The organism is Pseudomonas sp. PDM21 (assembly GCF_014852505.2).
Classification (GTDB): Bacteria; Pseudomonadota; Gammaproteobacteria; order Pseudomonadales; family Pseudomonadaceae; genus Pseudomonas.
This window is the reverse complement of record NZ_CM181223.1, coordinates 3,706,807-3,726,283: the sequence shown is the minus strand read 5'-3', so window position 1 is coordinate 3,726,283 and position 19,477 is coordinate 3,706,807. Positions and strand designations below refer to the sequence as shown.

8 protein-coding genes are annotated in these 19,477 nt (G+C 64.4%); 1 reads left to right on the top strand and 7 read right to left on the bottom strand.

Features of this window, described 5'->3' with window-relative positions; all coding sequences use genetic code 11:
• Positions 1 to 152: 152 nt before the first annotated feature.
• Entirely contained in the window at positions 153 to 4,715 is a 4,563-nt protein-coding gene (locus IB275_RS17100) for an autotransporter outer membrane beta-barrel domain-containing protein (protein ID WP_192295715.1), read from the bottom strand.
• Between the two features lie 154 nt (positions 4,716 to 4,869).
• Here IB275_RS17100 and IB275_RS17095 point away from each other — a divergent pair, with 154 nt between their 5' ends.
• On the top strand, positions 4,870 to 6,591 hold the full coding sequence (locus IB275_RS17095; RefSeq protein ID WP_192295714.1) for a response regulator: 1,722 nt from the start codon (positions 4,870 to 4,872) through the stop codon (positions 6,589 to 6,591).
• Between the two features lie 6 nt (positions 6,592 to 6,597).
• On the opposite strand, the gene IB275_RS17090 is transcribed toward IB275_RS17095, so the two are convergent.
• The 6 genes from IB275_RS17090 to IB275_RS17065 form a co-directional block, all read right to left on the bottom strand.
• Positions 6,598 to 6,804: a hypothetical protein gene (locus tag IB275_RS17090; RefSeq protein ID WP_151186913.1), complete on the bottom strand. Its 207-nt coding sequence runs from the start codon at positions 6,802 to 6,804 to the stop codon at positions 6,598 to 6,600.
• Positions 6,805 to 6,852: 48 nt separating this feature from the next.
• The gene (locus IB275_RS17085; protein WP_192295713.1) at positions 6,853 to 8,601 is read right to left on the bottom strand and encodes a ShlB/FhaC/HecB family hemolysin secretion/activation protein; all 1,749 of its coding nucleotides are present in this window, start codon (positions 8,599 to 8,601) and stop codon (positions 6,853 to 6,855) included.
• 2 nt (positions 8,602 to 8,603) lie between these two features.
• Positions 8,604 to 15,809 carry an MBG domain-containing protein gene (locus IB275_RS17080; RefSeq protein ID WP_225607886.1) on the bottom strand — a complete coding sequence of 2,402 codons (7,206 nt, stop codon included), beginning with the start codon at positions 15,807 to 15,809 and terminating at the stop codon, positions 8,604 to 8,606.
• 95 nt (positions 15,810 to 15,904) lie between these two features.
• The gene (locus tag IB275_RS17075; protein ID WP_192295712.1) at positions 15,905 to 17,581 is read right to left on the bottom strand and encodes a response regulator; all 1,677 of its coding nucleotides are present in this window, start codon (positions 17,579 to 17,581) and stop codon (positions 15,905 to 15,907) included.
• Positions 17,582 to 17,635: 54 nt separating this feature from the next.
• Positions 17,636 to 18,136, bottom strand: a complete 501-nt coding sequence (locus IB275_RS17070; RefSeq protein WP_192295711.1) for a DUF2938 domain-containing protein — start codon at positions 18,134 to 18,136, stop codon at positions 17,636 to 17,638.
• A 58-nt stretch (positions 18,137 to 18,194) separates the two neighbouring features.
• Positions 18,195 to 19,391, bottom strand: a complete 1,197-nt coding sequence (locus IB275_RS17065; protein ID WP_192295710.1) for an MFS transporter — start codon at positions 19,389 to 19,391, stop codon at positions 18,195 to 18,197.
• Between the last annotated feature and the right edge of the window lie 86 nt (positions 19,392 to 19,477).

Here is a 19,477-nt window from a genome sequence, read left to right as displayed (position 1 = left end):
CCTACGGTCCTGTTTGCGGACCAGAAGCGGGCATAGCACGTAGGGCGGATAACCCGGAACGGGTTATCCGCCGATACCAAGACGGCGGATAACGCTGGCGCGTTATGCGCCCTACGGCCCTGTTTGCGGACCGGGCATGGGCTTGGCGAGCTTCAGAACTTCACCTTGAAGCCCAGGATGCCCTCGTAGCTGCGCCCGTCGCCGTCCAGGGCGCGCTGGTAGCCCAGCGAGCCAGTGACGCTGGTGCGGTCGTTGAGCTGGTAGTCCACGCCCAGGTTGAGTTCGCCCCAGCTGCCGTCCATGTCGGTGCCGAAGGGGATGTAGCCGTCCGCCGAGGAGAACTCGGTCTTGGCCTTGCCCTTGAACTCGTGCCACAGGCTGGGGCGGACCCAGACGCTGGTGCGCTGTTGCTTGCCGTGGTCGTCCTCGCGGAACCAGTCCTTGTCGACGCGCACGCCCAGGCGGCCGGTCAGCGAATCGACATCTTCGAAACGCACGTCGGCGGCGTCGTCATGGCTGTCATCGAGTTTCAGCTTGCTGACGATCAGTTGGGCCTGCGGCTCGACGTGCAGGGTCTTGTCGGAGTCGAGCTTGAACGGGTAGCCAGCCTCCAGCGAGGCGGTGATGCCGTGGCCGCGGGTCTTCAGCGAACCGGCGTCGTTGGCGCGCGCCTTGAGGTCGAAGCGGTTGAACTGCACGACGCCGTCCAGGTACCAGCCTTCGGGGCCGAAGTGCGTCCAGTAGCCGCCTATGCCGTAGGAGCGCAGGGTGTCGTCGCCGGCGTCCTGGCCATCGGTGTGGTCGACGCTGCCCTTGATCCGCCCGGCCTGCAGCGAGAGCCCGGCCTGGTCGGTGCTGCCGTCGGTGTCCTCGCTGCGGTAGAGGTCCGCGCCGACCTGGAAGGCCTGGATGCGGTAGTCGTAGTCCGCGCCGTTGCCCAGTTTGTCGGAGCCTTTCTGGTGGATCAGACGGCCCCAGCCCAGGGATGGGCCGTAGCTGTTCACTTCCTCGCTGGGCAACGGATCGTTGACGTTACGGCGTTCCTCGCCGACCCGCTCGTGCAGGGTGTCGACCAGGGCGCGGCTGTAGTTCAGCGCCATGGCGGGGAGGGCGCTGTACAGCGAAGTTTCGGCGCGGTAGTTGGGCCGGGAGGACGGTGCCGAACGCTCCGGCGCGACCGGCTCGACAGGTGTTACCGGCGTGGTGGGATCAACCGGACTGACAGGATCAACCGGATCGACAGGCTCAACCGGATCGACAGGGTCAACCGGATCGACCGGATCGACGGGCGCCGCTTCCTGGTTCGAGCGCAGGTACCAGGCTTCGCCGTTGCTGTCGTCCAGGCTGGCCCGGTGCAGGGTGTATTCGTAGGGGCCGGCCTTGACCCGGTTGAGCAGGCGGAAGGCGTCCGTCTCGGTGGTGCCGCCGTTCACCGCGTCCACCACCTTGATGCCGTTGCCCTGAGTCAGGGCGCCGGGACCGCCGGCATTCTTGATCAGCAGGTTGCTCTCGCCGTCGGCCTTGCCACCGTCGATCACCAACTGGTCGGAGGGTGAGTCGTCCTTGTACAGGTAGGTATTCAGGGCGAGGGTGCCGTTGGCGCCGTGGTAGTCGTTGCTGGTGAGCTTCTTGTAGCCGCCGTCAGCGCTGAAATCGATCAGGCTGGCGCTGTTGGTCAGGCTGCTCAGGTTGGAATCACCGGTGAGCTGCCACAGGCTGCTGTCCCGCAGGGTCACATCGGAGTGGCTGCCCGTGGCAGTTTTCGCCGAGCCGCTGACCAGGGACGTCGAGAGATCGATGCGGGCATTGCCGACAGCGGCCTCACTCTTGCCCACACCTTGCCACTGGCCGGTTCCCATGTCCGGAATGCTGTTGCCGTCGCTGGCGATCGCCTCGTCGACGCTCAGCCACTGGCCGCTACCGCCCGCCAGGCTATGGCTGAGGGCGATATCGGCGGCACCGGCAGTGGCGATGGTGGCGCCGTCGCGGTTGCTCAGCGAGCCGTGGTCGATGCTGATCCTTCCCGGTTGTGCATCGGTGCCCTGGGCATAGAGGGCTGCGGACTGATCGCCGGTGGCGTTGACCACGAGGCGCTCGGCATCGACGCTGCCGGCATTCTTGGCGACCACGCCGTGGCCCAGTGCGCCGCTGGTGCCGACGCTGACATTGTCCAGCTGCGCGCTGGCGGTATTGCTGGCCAGCACGCCGAGGGCCTGTTCGCCGGTGGTGGCGACGGTGCTGTTGAGGGCGCTCAGCGTAGCGCCGGATTCGGCACGCAGCCCGTGGGACTGGATGCCGTGGGTGGCGACGCTGGTATTGCTCAGGTCCAGTGTCGCGCTATCGTCCTTGTACTGCCGGCTGACCAGCACCCCCGTGGCATGGTCGCCGAGGGTTTCCACACTGACGTGGTCCGCCGTCAGGCTGACCGCGCCGGGCTTGATCGAGCCGATGCCGGCGTAGAGGCCGACGGAGTATTCGCCCTCGGTCTTCACGCTGAGGTTATCGAGGATCATGCTGCCGCCGTCGTCCACCGCCGCGCCGTAAGCCTGCGAGCCCGTGGTGCGCACGCTGGTGCCGTCGGCCATCAGCAAGGCACCGGGATTGCGGGCTGCCAGGCCGTGGGGGAACGTGAGGTTGCCGGCGGTTGGCGAACCGTTGCCGGTGGTGGTGACCGATCCGCCGTGGACGGTCACGGTGGCGCCCAGGTCGGCGATGATGCCCATGGCGTTGTCGTTGCCGTGGGTGGTGACGGTCACGTCGTTGACGGTCAGTGTCGAGCCGGGCGCTGCGGAGGAGGAGCTGCCGGCGCCCAGCGCGGTGGAGTAGTTGCCGGAGGTGGTGACGCTGCCGTGTTCCACGATGGCGTCGGCGCCCTCGCGGATCTGCACGCCATAGCTGGTCTTCGGCGTGGTGCGGACGTCGCTGGCGGTCATCTTCAGGCTCGAGCCGGCGCCTTCGACCAGCACGCCGGGTGACCAGGGACCGGCGCCTCCGACCTGGCTGTCGACCGCGATGTTGCTGTTGCCGACGGTGGCGCTGCCGCCGCCGCTGATGTTCAACCCGATGGCGCGGTTGCCGTCCACCGCGACGCTGGCGTGATCGACGCTGGCGGTGGAGCCGGCACCCTCGACGGAAATGCCGTGGCCGTAGTTCAGGCCATGCACGTCCAGCGTCGTCCCGCTGATGTTCAGGGCACCGCCGGCCATGGCGCGCGCCCCGGCGGCAGGGTTGGCGACGCTCCCCGAACCCTGCACGCTGACGCTGCCACCGGTCAGACTGACGCGGCTGCCGGTGCCCTCGGCGCGGGCGCCGCCGACGTTGGTGCCGCTACTGAGGATGCGGTTGTCGCTGGCGTCGATGATCCCGCCATTGGTGGCATGCAGGGCAGCGGTGGTGGTGCTGCTGGTGGCGTTACCGCTGACATTGATCTCGCTGTGCCCAAGACTGATGTGCGCGCCGTCTTCCGCGCGGGCGGCACTGGCGCTGCCACCGCCTATGTTCAGCAGTGCGTCATCGGCCTCGATGTGGGTGCTGGCGCCCGTCGCCAATAGCCCGTGGCTCAGGCTCAGGGGCTTTTCATCGTCCACCGGCAAGGTGGCAGACACCGCAGCGCCGCTGGTGCGGATTTCACTGCCGGCCAGGTCCACCTGGGCGCCATCGCGCGCCCAGATACCCACTGAGCCCTTGCCAGTGGTGGCTATCTCGCCGCCGTCGATGGCAACCTGGGTAGCGCTGCCAGCGGCCAGCACGCCATGGCCGTAGCCGCCTGCGGTGCTTACATCGCTGTCGGTGAGGCGGACCTGGGCGCCGTCGTCCGCGCGCACGCCATAGGCGGAGCCGTTGCTGGTGGTTACGTCGATCCCCTCGGCGGACAGCGAACTGCCGCCACTCACCTGTATGCCGTGGGCCCCACCAGTGCTGCTGTTGCGCGCGCCGCTGGTGGCAATGGCGACGCCGTCCAGGCTGGCGCTCGAACCGTTTTCCAGTGACAGGCCGACCGCGCCCCAGGACTGGGTGGCGACCGAGCCGCCGGACATCTCCAACTGCCCCCCGTCGACGACCACTCCGCGGTTGTTGGTGCCTTTGGCGCCGCCGCCGACCAGTATGTCGGTATCGGTCAGGCGGGCTTCGCCATTGACGTCGATCTTCATTCCGGTCAGTTCGTTGGCGGTGATGGCGACTCCGGCGGTGGTCTTCGGATCGAGTGCGATGCTGCTGCCGGTCATCCGCAGGGTGTCGCCGGCAGCGACGTGCACGGCGGTCTGTCCCTTGGCCGCCGCCGCGCTGGTGGCGCTGCTTTCGATGCGCCCGCCGGCATAACCCAGGTTGCCGTTGCCGCTGGTCCGTATCCCGCTGGTGTTGGCGGCGGCCAGGCGGATGGTGGTATCGGCATGGTCGCCGCTGACGATGCCCGCGTTGCCGGCCAGCGTCACGCTGATCGGCGGCGGGGCGCCCAGCAGGCCCACGCCGGCGAAGGCTTGCGGTGCTTCGTGGGCGGCCTGCAAGGCGATGTCCAGGTAGGAGGGATGCGGCGGGTCGAAGAGCACGCCGGCTTCGGAGGGTTGGTTGAGGTCTTCGGAATCGGTCTCGGCGACGTTGTCCTCGGCTTCGGCGCGGATGATGCGCAGCCCGAAGGCGCTGGCCAGCACGAGGCTGATGGCTTGGGCCAGGCGGGAGTGGCTGAGACCGGAAAGGAAGGGCTGGTTGGCTTTCATGGCAGCCTCCAGGAGGCAAGGAAAAATTGCCGCCAGTCTCCGGGGAGCGTCCGTTGGTGAATGTCGGAGCCGCTGTCATCAGCTTGTAGGAGTGACTCCCGCCTTCAGGGCTGGTCTACGCTGGTAGCGGGACAAGCAAGGAGGGAGACAGGGAATGAGTACCATCCTGCTGGTCGACGGCCAGCCGGTGCTCCGTGACGGGGTGCGCGCGCTGGTCAGTCGTGCCGGGCACCAGGTGATCGGCGAGGCGGACAACGGCCAGGATGCGCTGACGCTTTGCCGCGAACGGCGCCCGGACGTGGTCATCATCGAGTTGGCGATTCCGCGCCTGGGCGGCCTGGATGTGCTGCGTCGCCTGCGCGCCGCGATGGATGGCGTGCGCCTGCTGGTGTTCAGCGCGCAGGAGCGTGAGGTTTATGCCGGCCGTGCACTGCAGGCGGGCGCGGATGCCTTCGTCGGCAAGGACGAGCCGGCCGCCGAGCTGGAGAAGGCGCTGGCCGCCGTGCTGCGCGGGCGCAGCTACTTCCCGCGCGGAGCCACGCAAGGGCCGAAGGCGACCGACGCCGATGGCCGGGCGGAGCTGGAACGCCTCTCCGGCCGCGAGCTGACGGTTCTGGAAATGCTTGGCCGGGGGCTCTCCAATAAGGAGATTTCCGACCAGCTGAGCCTGAGTTACAAGACCATCAGCACCTACAAGATGCGCTTGCACCAGAAGCTCAATGTCAGCAGTGACGTGCAGTTGCTGCAGGTGGCGCAGAGCCTCGGGCTGCTGGCCGCGGAAGGGACGACCGTGGCGCCGGCCGATCCGCAGCTCGAGCATGAGCTGGGCCTGCTGCGCGCATTGCTCGATGCTACGCCCAACCCCATGTTCGTGCGGGATATGGATAGCCGCCTGCTGCTGTGCAACCTCCCGTTTCTCAACCGTGTCGGCAGGACCTTCGAGGAAGTCCGTGGCGGGTGTTTCGAGGATGCCCACTGGCTGTCGCCATCGTTGCGCGAGCGCACGGCGCAGCGCTATCGCGAGGCGGTGCTGCGCGAGGAGCCGATCGCCGAGGAAATATCGCTGGATGATTCGACCATCGTCGGCACCTACTTCGCCTGGTGCGTGCCGCATCGCTCCGCGGATGGACGGATGCTGGGAATGCTCGGTGGAATGCTGTCCCTGGACGAGCGCGACGAGCAGTTGGCGGAGCTGCGTAGCGGCCTGTTCGAGAGCCGTTATCGCAGCCATCTGAAGACCAACCTGCTGGCCAGGATCGTGGCGGATTTCCGTGAACATCTCGGTGGGCTCGATGCCTCCGTGCGGCGATTCGGCGAAGAGGACGCGGGCACGCTGGCGGACGTTGAACTGGAGGCTTCGCGCGGGGGCCTGCAGTCGATGCTGGCGAGCCTGCGCCAGCTGGATGCCCTGCTCGACCTGCAGCACCATGTGGCCGAGCGGGTCAGTGAGGCGCACGAACTGGGCCGGCTCACCGAGGAAATCCTGCAGCCCCAGCGCGCGGAGCTGCAGGCCGCCGGTTACCGGCTGGATCTCGGGCCGGGGGTGCTCAGCCTGAGGAAGGTCTGGATCGACGCGGGCTACTACCGCCAGCTGCTCGAAGCCTTGATCGAGGCGGTGCCACGTAACCCGGACCACGCAACGATCCGCCTGCAGCTGAGCAACTGGCGGTATCTAAAAGGGCTCCTGCGCCTGCGTATCGAGGTGTCGCCCTGGCAGTGCCTGGCAAGGCTCGTGGACACCGGCGAGCCGGCGAGCTGGGCGCGGGCGCGGGTACAGCGGATGGTGCTGTTGTTCCATGGGGAGTTGTCGCAGCTGGAGGGCGAGCAGGGCGAAGGCCTGTTGCGCCTGGAGTTCGACCTGCCCCTGGTCATCTGAGCTGACTCAGTGCTGCCGTTCGTTCATCTGCTGGTAAGCGTCCTCCAGGGCCTCGGCGTCCAGCAGCAGCTGGCGGGCCGCGCAGCGCATGCGGCGGTTCAGTTCCTGGTTGGCGATCAGCGGCGCCAGCTCGCGCAGGAGTTCGGCGGCCACTTCGTTGTTGAAGGCGGTGGAGCGTACGCTGCGCAGCGTACGCAGATTCTGCTGTGACATGGAAACCTCCAGGGGGAGGCGGCCGGATAGGCGGCCGCCCGTCGTGGTTCAGAACAGTTTGAGGAAGTTGAGGTAGAAACGCGGCGCCTTGCCGTTGTCGTCGTCCAGTTCCTTGGCCGAGACCGAGCGGGTCAGCGGGAAGGCGACTTCCGGCGAGACGTAGGTGTCCTTGAACACCTGCAGGTGCGCGCCGAAGCCGGTGGAGGACAGGCTTTCGCTGCTGATCCAGTTCGGCTCCTCGCTCCACACCTTGCCGAAGTCCCAGAAGGCGTAGTACTGGGTCGGTACGGCGTAATCCCGGAAGGTATGGAGGCGGTTGTACTGCAGCTCGGCTTTCACCGCGAAGCCCTTGTCGCCGGTGATTTCCGACGGGTCGTAGCCACGGCCGAACTCGCTGCCGCCGACGCCGAACTGCTCGGGTGAGAGCAGCGTCTGGCCGAACGAGGTCTGTGCAGTACCGGCAATGTACAGATTCATGCCGTCGATGATCTTCGAAAGGTCCTGCAGACGCTGGGCGTCCACCTGCAGCTTGGTGAAGTCGGTCCTGCCGCCCTCGCGGGACGGGTTGGCGCGGTCTTCCTGGCTGGCGCCCATGATCTTCAGGCCCTTGCTCAGTTCGGCCTTGACCAGGTTCTTGCCGCCGAAACCGTCGAAGAAGTCGTAGCTGGCGCCGAGTCGGATGGCGCGAAGGCGGTCGTCGCTGGACGGCGGGTTGTGCGGATCGTCCAGGTACTCCGACTTGCCGTTGTACCAGGTGAAGGCGGCCGAGGTCTTGAAGGTCTGGTCGCGCTGGCGGACCCACGGGCGGGTGATGCGTACCGCGAAGGTATCGCCGGAGCTGTTGGCGTCGAGGAAGGAGTAGGTGTCGGCATGGCCGTCGTTGTGCTGGGCGAGGAAGCTCACCACATCACCCTGGCCGCCCACCGGCAGGTCGTACTGGCCTTCGAAGAAAGTCATCTTGTCGCCTTCCACCGACCGCCCGGCTCGGATGCCCAGGTGGTCGCCACGGCCGGTGAGGTCGTTGACGCCGACCCCGCCGTAGACCTGCCAGGGCCCGAAGTAGCGGCTGTCGCGGTTGTCGAAGCCGAAGAAGCCTTCGTACTTGCGCACCTGGTTATCGACGACCAGGTCGGTGCCTTGCTCCACCGGCGAGGCGGCGAGGGTGGCACGGCTCTGCTGGCCTGACAGGTCGTTCATCAGCAGCAGGTTGCGCTCGATGGTGGCGCTTTTCGGCGGCACTTCCTGGCGGATGTTGTCGGCGTAGCGCTGCACGGCCTTGTTGCTGTCGCCCTGCAGTTTCACTTCGTTGACCCGGCCCTCGAAGACCTGGATCAGCAGTTCGCCGTTCTCCAGGCGTTGCTCGGGCAGGTAGGCGCGGGCCAGCAGGAAGCCGGCCTGGCGATAGCGCTGGGTGATCTGCGCAACCACCGCGTTGACTTCACCGAGGGTGACGCGGTGGCCTTCGAGCCTTGCGGTCAGCGGCGCGAATGCCTCGGGGGCGTAGAGCGTGGTGCCGCGGATGATCACCTTGTCGACCTGGAAACGCGTGGTGTCGTTGGAGTTCACCACCATCTCGGCTGGCGGGCCTTCGGTTTCGGGGACGACCACGGTGTCCGGCAGTTGCAGGGTCGAGGGCATCTGCGTGGAGCTTTCACGGCCACCGTCGGGGCGGGGGATTTCCACCCTGCCGGGGTCGAGCTGGGCCCGCGGCCCGGCGAACGCCGGGGCCTGGACCAGCAACAGGGCGGAGCACACGGCGACCGCCAGGATGTGCAGTTTCGAAGGAATGCCTTTCATGGCTATTTCCCTCCCTTGATTGTGCTGCTAGTGGGTTTGAGGTCTTGGGGAATTACGCTGCGCTTGGCCTCGGGGACGATGAACTGGCCGTCCTTGAAGAGGCTGTTGGCGTAGGTCAGTACGTCGCTGAGGTCCGCCGTCGTGCTGGTCTTGCCCTGGTAGGAGCGCGGTTTGCATACCAGCTGGACGGCGTAGCTGCGCACCACGGCGGGGGACACCGAGTAGTTGGCCGAGGCCGCCGCGGGCGACTCCAGCGCGGTGCAGCGGGCGTTGCCGGGGGACTGCGCGGTCATCGGCAGCGGCGGCAGGCCGGGTTGTTCCGGGGGCACCGGGGCGAGCGGGCCGGTGATGGTCAGGGCGCCGTCCCTGAAGCTGACGCTGTAGTTGTTGCCGGCGCTGAAGGCCTGGTTCTGGCTGATGGCGTAGCTGCCGGCGTCCTCGCCGGGGGCACGCAGCAGCGAGCCCTGGGCGATCGAGGCCTGGTCCTTGCCCTTGAGGCCGCTGACGCTCCAGGTCAGCGTCGGGTCAGTCGCACCGTGCATCTTGCTCTGGTTGTCGGCAGTGACCACCAGCGGTGCGGGAGTGACCTGCAGGTTGCCGTCCCTGAACACCATGCGGTAGTTGCCGCTGGTGAGGGTCACGTTGCCCTGGGTGATGGCGTAGCCCTCGGGCGTGACGTTCTCACCGGAGATGCGCGCCAGGCTGCCGGTGGTGACCGAGGCTTGGGTGTCGCCGTGCTTCAGGCCGCTGACGCTGTAGGTGAGCGTCGGGTCGAGGTCGCCGTAGACCTTGGTCTTGTGGTCGGCGGTGACGGTCAGCTCGGCGGGGGTGATCGCCAGCTTGCCTTCGTTGAAGGTCAGGATGTAGTTGCCGTTGGCACCCAGCGAGCCCTGGCCGATGGCGTAGTTGCCGACGTTCTCGCCGGCCGCCCGCGAGGCCTGGCCGCTCACGACGGAGGCCTGGCTGTCGCCGTTCTTCAGTCCATTCACCCGGTAGGTGAGCGCTGGATCGATCTCGCCATAGACCTTGGAGTGGTCGTCGAAGTCGATCTGCAGCGACGCCGGGGTGATGGTGAAGGTGCCTTCCTCGTAGTGGAGGATGTAGTTCTGGGTGGTGCTAGTCAGGTCGCCTTTCCCGATGGCGTAGCCACCGGCCTTCACATCTTCGCCGGCCTGGCGAGCCACGTTGCCGCTGAGCACGGAGGCTTTGTCATCACTATGCTTGAACCCAGTGACCTGGTAGCTGAGCGTCGGGTCGACCTCACCATATACCTTGGTGCTGTCATCGGCGCGCACCATGAGGGTCGCGGGAGTGATGGTGAAGGTGCCGCTGGCGTAAGTGAGGATGTAGTTCTGAGCAGCCTTGCCGGTCAGGCTCAGGGTGCCCTGGTTGATGGCATAGCCGCCTTCCTTCACATCCTCGCCGGCTTGGCGCGCTAGCTGGCCGGCCAGAGCCTCTGTCTCCTTGTCAGCGCCTTTCAGGCCATCGACCTTGAAGGTCAGGGTCGGATCAAGTTCGCCGTAGACCTTGCCGTCGTTGTTCGCCGTGACGTTCAACTGGGCCGGAGTGATGTGCAACGTACCGTTCTCGAACTCCAGGACGTAGTTGCTGCCCTGACCGTTGTTCAGGCCCAGGCTGCCCTGGTGGATCGTGTAACCGCCGGCCCGGACATCCTCGCCGGCCTCACGGCCTATGGCGCCTTTAAGAACAGATGTCTCCGTATCGCCGTTCTTGTAGCCGGTAATCACATGGCTCAGGAGAGGATCTGCATCGCCATAGACCTTGGTTTGATCATCGGCCTTGACGGTCAACGTGGCGGGGGTGATGGCCAGGTTGCCATTGACGAAGGAGAGGACGTAGTTGCTGTCCCCACCTACCGAAAGGTTGCCTTGGCCAATGCTGTAGTTGCCAACGTTCTCGCCGGTAGCCCGAGAAAGGTCACCGCTCAGGCCCAGATTTGCTTCGCTGTCAGAACCCTTGAATCCGGTCACGGTGTAGCTGAGAGTCGGGTCTAAATCGCCATAGACCTTGGTGTGGCTGTCAGCAGTCACTTCAAGGGTGGCCGGGGTCACCGTGAAGGTGCCGTTGGCGAAGCTCAGTACGTAGTTCTGACCCTTGCCGCTGGTGAGGTCGACGTCACCCTGGCGGATGGCGTAGCTGCCGACATTCTCGCCAGCATCTCTGACCACACTGCCTGCAACCAGCTGATCCTCGGTGTCTCCGTTCCTCATGCCGGTCACGGAGTAAGTCAGTTTGGGGTCAAAGTCGCCGTAGACCTTGGTGCTGCCATCTGCAGTGACCACCAGAGTCGCCGGGGTGATCGAGAAGGTGCCTGCCTCGTAGTGCAGGACATAGTTTTTCCCGGCCCCACCATTGAGGTCTACAGAGCCTTGGTTGATGCCGTAGTTGCCGACGTCCTCGCCGGCCTGGCGAACCAGGGAGCCGCTGTTCATCACATCAGCTTCGACATCATTGCCCTTCAGGCCATCGACACGGTATTTGAGGGTCGGATCAGCCTCACCATAGACCTTGGTTTTGCCATCTGCGGTGACGGTCAGCGTGGCGGGGGAGATGGTGAACACGCCATCCTTGAAGTCCAGGATGTAGTTCGAGCCAACACCGCCATTGAGATCCAGAGTGCCTTGGCCGATGCCGTAGCTCCCCACGTTCTCGCCAGCCTGACGGGCCACGGAACCACCGTTGAGTACGGAAGACTCTGTGTCAGTACCCTTAAACCCAGTGACCACATGAGAGAAGGTCGGATCGGCATCGCCATAGACCTTTCCATCGTCCTTGGCGTGTACGGTCAACTTGGCCGGGATGATTGCCAATTGGCCATCGACGAAGGTGAAGATGTAGTTGCCTGATGCTGCATCTGTCAGGCCTACGTTGCCCTGCCCAATGCCATAGTTGCCGACATTCTCCCCGGTCTGGCGGGTGAGGGTGCCACTAACCACATCAGCTTCCTGGTCGCCGTTTTTCAGGCCGCTGATCTTGTAGGTGAGTTCTGGGTCAACGTCTCCATAAACCTTGGTATGCGAGTTGGCCTCAACCTGCAAGGAGACAGGAGTGATGACGAAATCTCCGCCTGTGTACTGGAGGATGTAGTTCTGCCCGGCGGCACCCGTGAGGCCCACGGTTCCCTGGTTGATGGCATAGGTTCCAGCGTTCTCGCCAGCGTCTCGGACGACCTGGCCACTCACCAACGTCTCAGGCGTGTCATTCCCTTTGTAACCTGAAACCCGATAGGTCAATTCAGGGTCGAGATCACCGTAAAACTTGGTCACCCCATTAGCCTGAACTGTCAATGTCGCAGGCGACACAGTAAACACGCCGTCATCAAAGTGAAGGATGTAGTTCTGCGAAAGCTCCCCCGTCATTCCAAGAGTGCCTTTATTTATTCCATATTCACCCACGTTTTCACCAGATTCCCTGGCAATAGCGCCGCTCAGAATTTTGCTCAGACTGTCAGTTTGCGCAAGCCCTGAAACAGAGTACGCAAGGAGAGGGTCAGCATCACCGTAAGTCTTGCCGGCATCCAGCGCACGAACTCTAAGTTCAGCTGGCGTGATGGTGATTTGACCATTCATTAACAAGACTGAGTAGTTGTGCGCTATCGAAGGATCAAGATTGAAGCTTTCAATCTGATTGACATAAGACCCCACGTTGGTTCCTTGACCAGAGGTTTTTACCGAATCATTTCTGATCGTGTCGCCATTCATGAGACCTTGCGCGGTGAACCATGGAGCGGCGTGCGACATGCCGTCGTAGACGTATTGCGCGCTACCGGCCGTGAGAGTCAGCGGAGCAGGAATGATAGTTAGCAGTCCATCCAAAATCCGGACAGTGTAGTTTGCAGATTTCGAAGGATCTAATGTTACGTTATTGATCCTGGTTACATATGATCCTACGTCTCTACCTTGGCCCGACAGGACTACGTTCTTAATAACAGCCTCGTCACCAGGAATAAGTCCATAATAAACATAACCATAAACGGACTGAACGTTTCCGTTATATACGTAGTATTCATTGCCGGCTTGCATGACAAGTTCGGCAGGAACTATTTCAAGTTTCCCGTCAACGAACTTAAGGGTGTAGTTTCCACCTAGCCCGTTGTTTAAGCCCAACCCACCCTGGTTGATGGCGTATCCACCAGGAATAACATCCTCGCCAGACTCCCTGGCTAGTGCTCCGCCATTTAAAATATCAGCACCAGTCTGCCCAAGCTTCTCGCCGGATACTTCATAATCTAATGTCGGGTCTCCAGTGCCATACGTTTTGGCTTTGTCTTTAGCAGTGACAGTCAATTCAGCAGGGGTGACTGTCAGTTTCCCAGTGCCACTGTTGAGTTCATATCGTTTTTGCGCAAACGACCCGGCAGCCAGGCCACCCTTGATGTCGTACTGCCCGACATTCGATTGCTGGGTAGCCGCAGTTGTGGGCTCAGACTGAGTAATGCCGGTACGCCCGAGCATCCGGTCAACGTAGTTGTCGATGCCGCTGACTTTCGAGGCCTGGGTGTTCTCGGCCAGGGATTGCGAGAGTGGTGGGTTAGCATCGCCATAGGTGCGACTGGCATCAGCCGGAGTGGCGGTGACAGTAGCCTTGTTCGAGGTGATCTGGACGTTCTGTGCAGTCCGATCCTGCGTCTTGAGGAACTGGACCTTGGCGTTTTCGTAACGGGCATCGTTGGTGGTGTTGCTGCCGTCGTTCATCAACCAGCCGATCTGCGCCAGCACCGAGGTGGTGGTGGAGCCCAGCTTGATCGCCAGTTGCTGGGAGGACTGGGTCTGCTCGTTGTACTGGATTTCCGCCTGCAGCTGGGCACCGGGGATGTAGTCGCCGAGCACGCCCCAGTAAGGTTTATTCGAAGAGTCCGAAGTGGTGCCGGCGACTGCTACGCCACCCACGCCAGACAGGGAGAATCCCACGGGCGTGCTCACTTCTACGCCGTTGCGAAGAACCTTGGTCAGGCCATCCTTCGTGCCATCCGGGATGAACTGCCATTGGACGTTGTTGGTGTCTCTGAAGCTGAGCCCATTGACCAGGTAGTCTGAGCTGTCCAGATAGGTGAGCAGGGTTGCGGGGCTGATGGTTCTACCATCACGCCCGGTATAGCTGGTGGCCTCGAAGATGATGTAATCGAACTGCTGCCCGCCAGCACTGAGGGTCACACTGCGATAGGTTTCATTGGCGTGTTGATAGGACGTGATGTTCTGCGAACCAACCACAGATAGGGTGTAGGCCTTCACCCCGGTCAATTGCTCTCCGGTGTAGGGCGCCGTGACGGTGTCGGTAGTGATAGGTTCAGCGCCAGTGGCATTTGTCTGCGTGAAGCGGAAGATACCGTTGCTGGCCTGGCCTGCCAGCGTGCCGGCGTAGTTCAGCCCGCTTTCCATGCGCACGCTGGCACCATCCAGGGCCACCTTGTCGCCAATCAGCGCGGTGTTGTTGTCCTGGAAGATCGATGCGGTGTCGCCGGTTTTCAGCCAGGCCACACCGGAACCGACATCGATGATCGCGCGCTTGTTGTAAGCCGCGTCCCCCGTGGCGCTTCCGGCGTTGTCGATCAGCCGGATGTCCCCCGTGGCGCTGATGTAGAGGTTGCCATCCTTGAGCAGGATCGGCGCACGGATATTGACTGCACCACTGGTGCGGGTCTTGTCCGTCCCGGTATAGGCGGAGACCGTACCTGCGTTGCCTGAGGAAATCAGGGCGAGAGTAGATTTGCTGGTTCGCCCGTCGTTGTTAACGGTCGCGAAGTTGGTGGCAATGATCGGGGCGTTGACGTTCAGGGTGTCAGTTGCATAGATCGTCACATTGCCTTGAGCCAGGCCGTTGACGATGGCGCTGGCAGCCACCGAGCCCTGGCCGCTGCCATCGGTGTCGGTCGCCTCGATGTTGACCGTGGCCGGGTCCAGCAGCCAGGTGCCGTCAGCCGTGCTGCCCTTGGTGGAGACGTTCGCGTCGGAGGTGACGGTCAGCTGCTGGCCGGAGGTTTCCACCACACCGCCGCGCTGGCCACCCTTGGCGCTTGCCTGGCCGGCGAAATGGGTCTTGCCGTCGCTCCAGACCACGACCTGGCCGCCATCGGTCTTGCCGTCGGCCTTGAGCTGGGCGCCCTTGGCCACGGTCGTGTTCTTCGCCGCCTGCTCGGTTCCTTTGCCTTGATAGCTGCCACCTACCAGCACCTTGCCGCCAGAACCCTGGGTGCCGCTAGCGTCGATCTTCGCGGAGCCGACGACATTCACCTCGTCGCCCAGTACCTTGATCTGTCCACCATTGACCCCGGTGGCGCTGATGCTGCCGGTGACGTTGGTCTTCGCCGAATTACCCAGCACCACGGTGCCGCCATCGGTGGACACGGAGTCGGCCAGCACATTACCGCCGACGTTGATCACCGAATCCAGGTGCTTGGCCGCGCGGGCGGCGCTCATCGCAACGGTGCCGTTGCCGACGTCGATTTCGCCGCTGTTGTGTACGCCGCCGGTGACGTCCGGGTTGACGCTGTCCTTCTCGCCGGGCTCACCGCTCACGGCGATGTTCAGCAGGCCGTCACCGTGGAAGTCCAGGGTCGCCTGCGGGCCGGTCGCCAGTTGCACCATGCCCTTGCGCGCCTGGATTACGCCGGCGTTGTTCACCTGGGCGCCTAGCAGGGCGACCATGCCGTTGTCATGCACGGTGATGCGGCCCTGGTTGGTCACGTTGCCGGTGAGCTGGATGTCCAGCTTGCCGCTCTCGGCGAACTTTTTAGCCTGTTCCTCGGTGAGGAAGCCGGCACTGGCGACCAGGGCGCTGGAGCTGATATGTGCCTTCGGGCCGATCCAGACGCCGTTGGGGTTCACCAGGATCAGCTGGCCGTTGGAGGTCACCGCGCCATAGATCTTCGACGGGTCGCTGCCGATGACGCGGTTGAGGGTGACGGACTTGCCGTCGGGCTGGTTGAAGGTGATGCGGTTGTCTGCGCCAACGCTGAAGCGCTGCCAGTTGATGGCGGTACGCGCGCTTTGCGTGTTCACCGTCATCTCGTTGCCGTTCTGGCTGATGCTGCCGCTGCCGGAGATGATGCTGCCGCCCTGGGGCAGGGCGTCGCCGGCCATGACGGTCAAGGGGATGCCGGCGCCGGCCAGCGCCACGGCGATGCACAGGATGTGCAGCCGGCTGGGGCAGGTGCCGTGGGAAGAGGTGTGCGAGGGTAGGTCTTTCATGATGCTGCTCCATAGCGAGAGGGCTATGGGGCAAGCATCGGGTCAGGGCACTGGCGCCCCCATCGGGGGCGCCTGAAAGCCGTGTAGTGCCCGCACTAGTGGGGGGAACTACTGCGCACAAGCTTGAGCTGGATCAATCCGGCGCTGGGTGGTTCGTCCGCGCTGCCGGTCTGGAAACTGCCCTCGAACAGCTGGCAGATCAGACGCACCAGTTCCAGGCTCGGACGCTGGTCGAGGCTGGCCAGGCGCTCGGGCAGATCGGCCTGCGGGGCAAGCGCGAAGTTCAGCCGCCAGATGAGCACGCCGTGGGCCAGGTTTTCCACGCTGGCCTGCACCTCGCGGACCTTCAGCGCGGAGCGTTCGAGTGAGAAGCGCAGCGCCTTGAGCAGGTTGCGGTAGCGCGCGAGATCGACCCAGGCAAACTGGGGCGCAGCGACGGGCCGCAAGGGCAGGTCGTCCAGCAGGCTGGCGGTCAGCTGGTTCAGCTCGCACACCTGCGGTGCTATCGGCTCGCTGCCCGTTTCGGTGCGCAGCAGTTCGCGCAAAATCAGCAGCTTCTCCTCCATTCTGCCGAGGCCGACGAAGGCGCCGGAGAGTGGTTCCTCTTCCGGGCGGTGCGCCACCGATGGCTGCAGCAATGCGTGCAGGTGGCGGATTTCGTCCAGCAGGTCGTCGAAGCTGTACTGCAGGTATCGCGCGCGGGTGGCGCGCAGGCCATCCAGATAGGCCTTGGCCTCCTGCAGGTGCTGTACTTCGAGTTCGTGTTCGGTGATATCGACGAAGGAGCAGACCACGCCGATGGATTCACCGGAGTCTTCGCACAGGGGCACACCGATCAGGCGGATGATGCGATGTTCACCGTGCAGGGTGCAGGCGATCACCTGGGTGAATGGCTTGTCGCCTGCCGCGCCAGTGAGGAAGTCGCGGCGCGCCAGAACACCATCGGCTTCATTGACCACACCCATTTCGAACATGCGCGAACCCAGCAACTGTTCCTCGCTCTTGCCGTAGACCTGCAGGAAGTAGCGATTGCAGGCCAGCAGCTCGCCTTCGCGGCTCCAAAGGCTGATGGGGCTGGGCAGGATGTCGAACAGCCGCGCGAGATCACGGGTCTTGCTGGACGGTTCTGCCGGCGCGCGCACCAGGCTTTCCACCACATTGTTGCTGAGCAGGCCCTTCACCTTGGCGGCCTGTACCAGGTCCACCAGCGAGTCGGTCTGCGTCTTCTCCAGCAAGCGCGCCTTGTAGGTGCTGACGGTGCGGTCGCTGATCGCCAGTTCTTCGGCGATATCCTTGACCCGATAGCCCTGCGACAGGTAGTGCAGGACGGTCAGTTCGCGCGGGGTGATGTGCTCGTCCGCGCCCGGTGCATCGCCGCCCTGATGCGGCGCCTGAGCGGGGAAGACCTTGCGCCCGCCGAGCACCAGGCGCACGGCGTCGTCCACTTCCTCGGGGCGGTCGCCCTTATGCGCGAAACCCCGCGCGCCGGCTTCCAGGCAGAGTCCCTGGTAGTGGGCGGCGGGCAGGTGGGTGAAGACCAGGGTCTTCTGTTGCGGCCAGTCGCGGTGCAGCCGCCGCAGCAGTTCGACGCCGCCCAAGCGCGGCAGGTCCAGTTCGAGGATCAGCAGGTCAGGGTGCAGGCGCTTGACCACGTCGAGCGCTTCGCGGCCATCGCCGACTTCGCCGACCACCTCGTGCCCGGCAGCCTCCAGACGCTGGCGCAGGGCAGCGAGCATGAAGGGTTGCGGGTCTGCAATGGCGATGCGGCTCATCCTGGGGCTTCCTGCACTAGGGGGTGCAGCAAGGGTAGTCCAGTTGGCGAAGGATCAGCTGGCGCAGGTCAACGGCAGCAGACTCAGCGCCGCGAGATAGAGGCCCAGCCCGAAGATCGTGTGGGTGACCAGGCTGTGCAGGCGGGCCTTGGCCGGGCTCTCGGTCCTGCTCGCGGCGATGCCCAGGCCCAGCGCTGGCTGCATCAGCAGGAAGGGCATCGCCACGGTGACCACGCCGAAGAGCAGCGCCGGCAGCAGGGTCGGCCGGCACAGCCAGTCGCTGCCGGCCAGCGCGACCAGGGTAAGGGCGAAGACGATCCCGGTGAGGTAGTGGATCGCCCAGCCCAGCGGGCGTTCGCCGGCCACTGGCGCGGCCTTGCCGATGGCGACGTGGCGGAACCGCCCGCGCGGCATGTGGCCTACCCAGCGGCCGACCAGGGCATAGTCAAGCGAAGGCACGCCAAGCAGATGCCGGCGCAGGACGGTCCAGCCGTCCATCAGCAGGGTCGCGCCGATACCGGTGGCGATGGCAGGGATGAGGACAGAGAGTGGCATGGCAGGTTCCTTCGAGTGGGTCGATGGAACCAGCATCCCGGTTCAAGCGGACTTGAGGTCAAGCCTCGCGGGCGATGCGCTGGCTCAGCCTGGATCCCAGCACATAGAACACCCCGCCGCCGACGATGAAGGCGCCGAGCATGACGAACACCCAGTGCGGTGCGAACAGCGCGAGGAAGAATCCGACCAGGATCGGCCCGAAGGCGCCGCCGAGGTTGGCCAGGTTCTGCGTGCCGTAGTACACGCCGCGCAGGTGGGGCGGCGCGATGCGGTCGATGAACATGTACTCGGCGGGGATCACGATGATCTCGCCCAGGGTGAACACCACCATCGCCAGCCCCCAGTGCACGAGGCTGTGGGACAGGCCGAAGCCGACGATGCCGAGCACGAACAGGCCCAGGCCAACGATCAGCCAGCGCTGCAGGTGCTCGTTGCCGATGCGCTTGCCCAGCAGGTACTGCAGCGCGATCACCGTCACCGCGTTGACCCCCAGCAGCGTCTGGATCACCTGGTAGGCGTATTCCGCCGTGCCGGTGGCCACCAGGTATTGCGAGAGGTAGGCGGAGAACTGGCCGAATACCACGGCGGTGAGCACGCCGCCGATGGTGAAGTACATCAGCCGGTGGTCCCTGGTCAGCACCCCCATCACCGCGATGAACGAGGGCGGTGCCACGCCTTCGGCCGGGCGCATGCCACGGTCGCCGTAGCGCGCGAAGGCCAGCAGGAACAGCGCGCCGAGGCTCGCCGAGAGCACGAAAGGCAGGTGCTGGCTCCAGTGCGCCAGGGCGGCGCCGATGAAGGGGCCGATGGCGTAGGCGAGGTTGATCAGGGTGTAGCGGATGGAAAACGCACGGCCCTGCTCGGCGGCCGGCAGCAGGCGGCCGAAGATGGTCTTCACCACCACGTCGGTGACCGAATAGGCGAAGTTGAAACCCAGCAGGAACAGGAAGAACAGCCACAGCTGGGTGGTCAGCAGCATGCCGGCAAAGGCGGCGACGAAGCACGTGCCGAAGCCGAGGATCAGGCGGAAGCCGGGCAGGCGGTCGATCAGGAAGCCACCGTAGAGGCTGAGCAGCGAGCCGCCGAACAGCGCGCCGCCCATGATCAGGCCGATGCGGCTGACGGGCAGGTTGAACTGGGTCGAGAGGTAGATCACCAGGTAGGGCAGGGTGATGGCCCGGCCCAGGGTGAGCAGAAAGGTGCCGCTGAGCAGCAGGTTGACCTGTAGCGGATAACGCTTGAGCGCGGCGAGCATTCCTTGCCTCGGCTGACAGTGGGAGCAGGTAGGCTCCCGATCCTATCAGCACCAGCTTGGTGCATGGCAAGCGCCGGTGGCCCTCG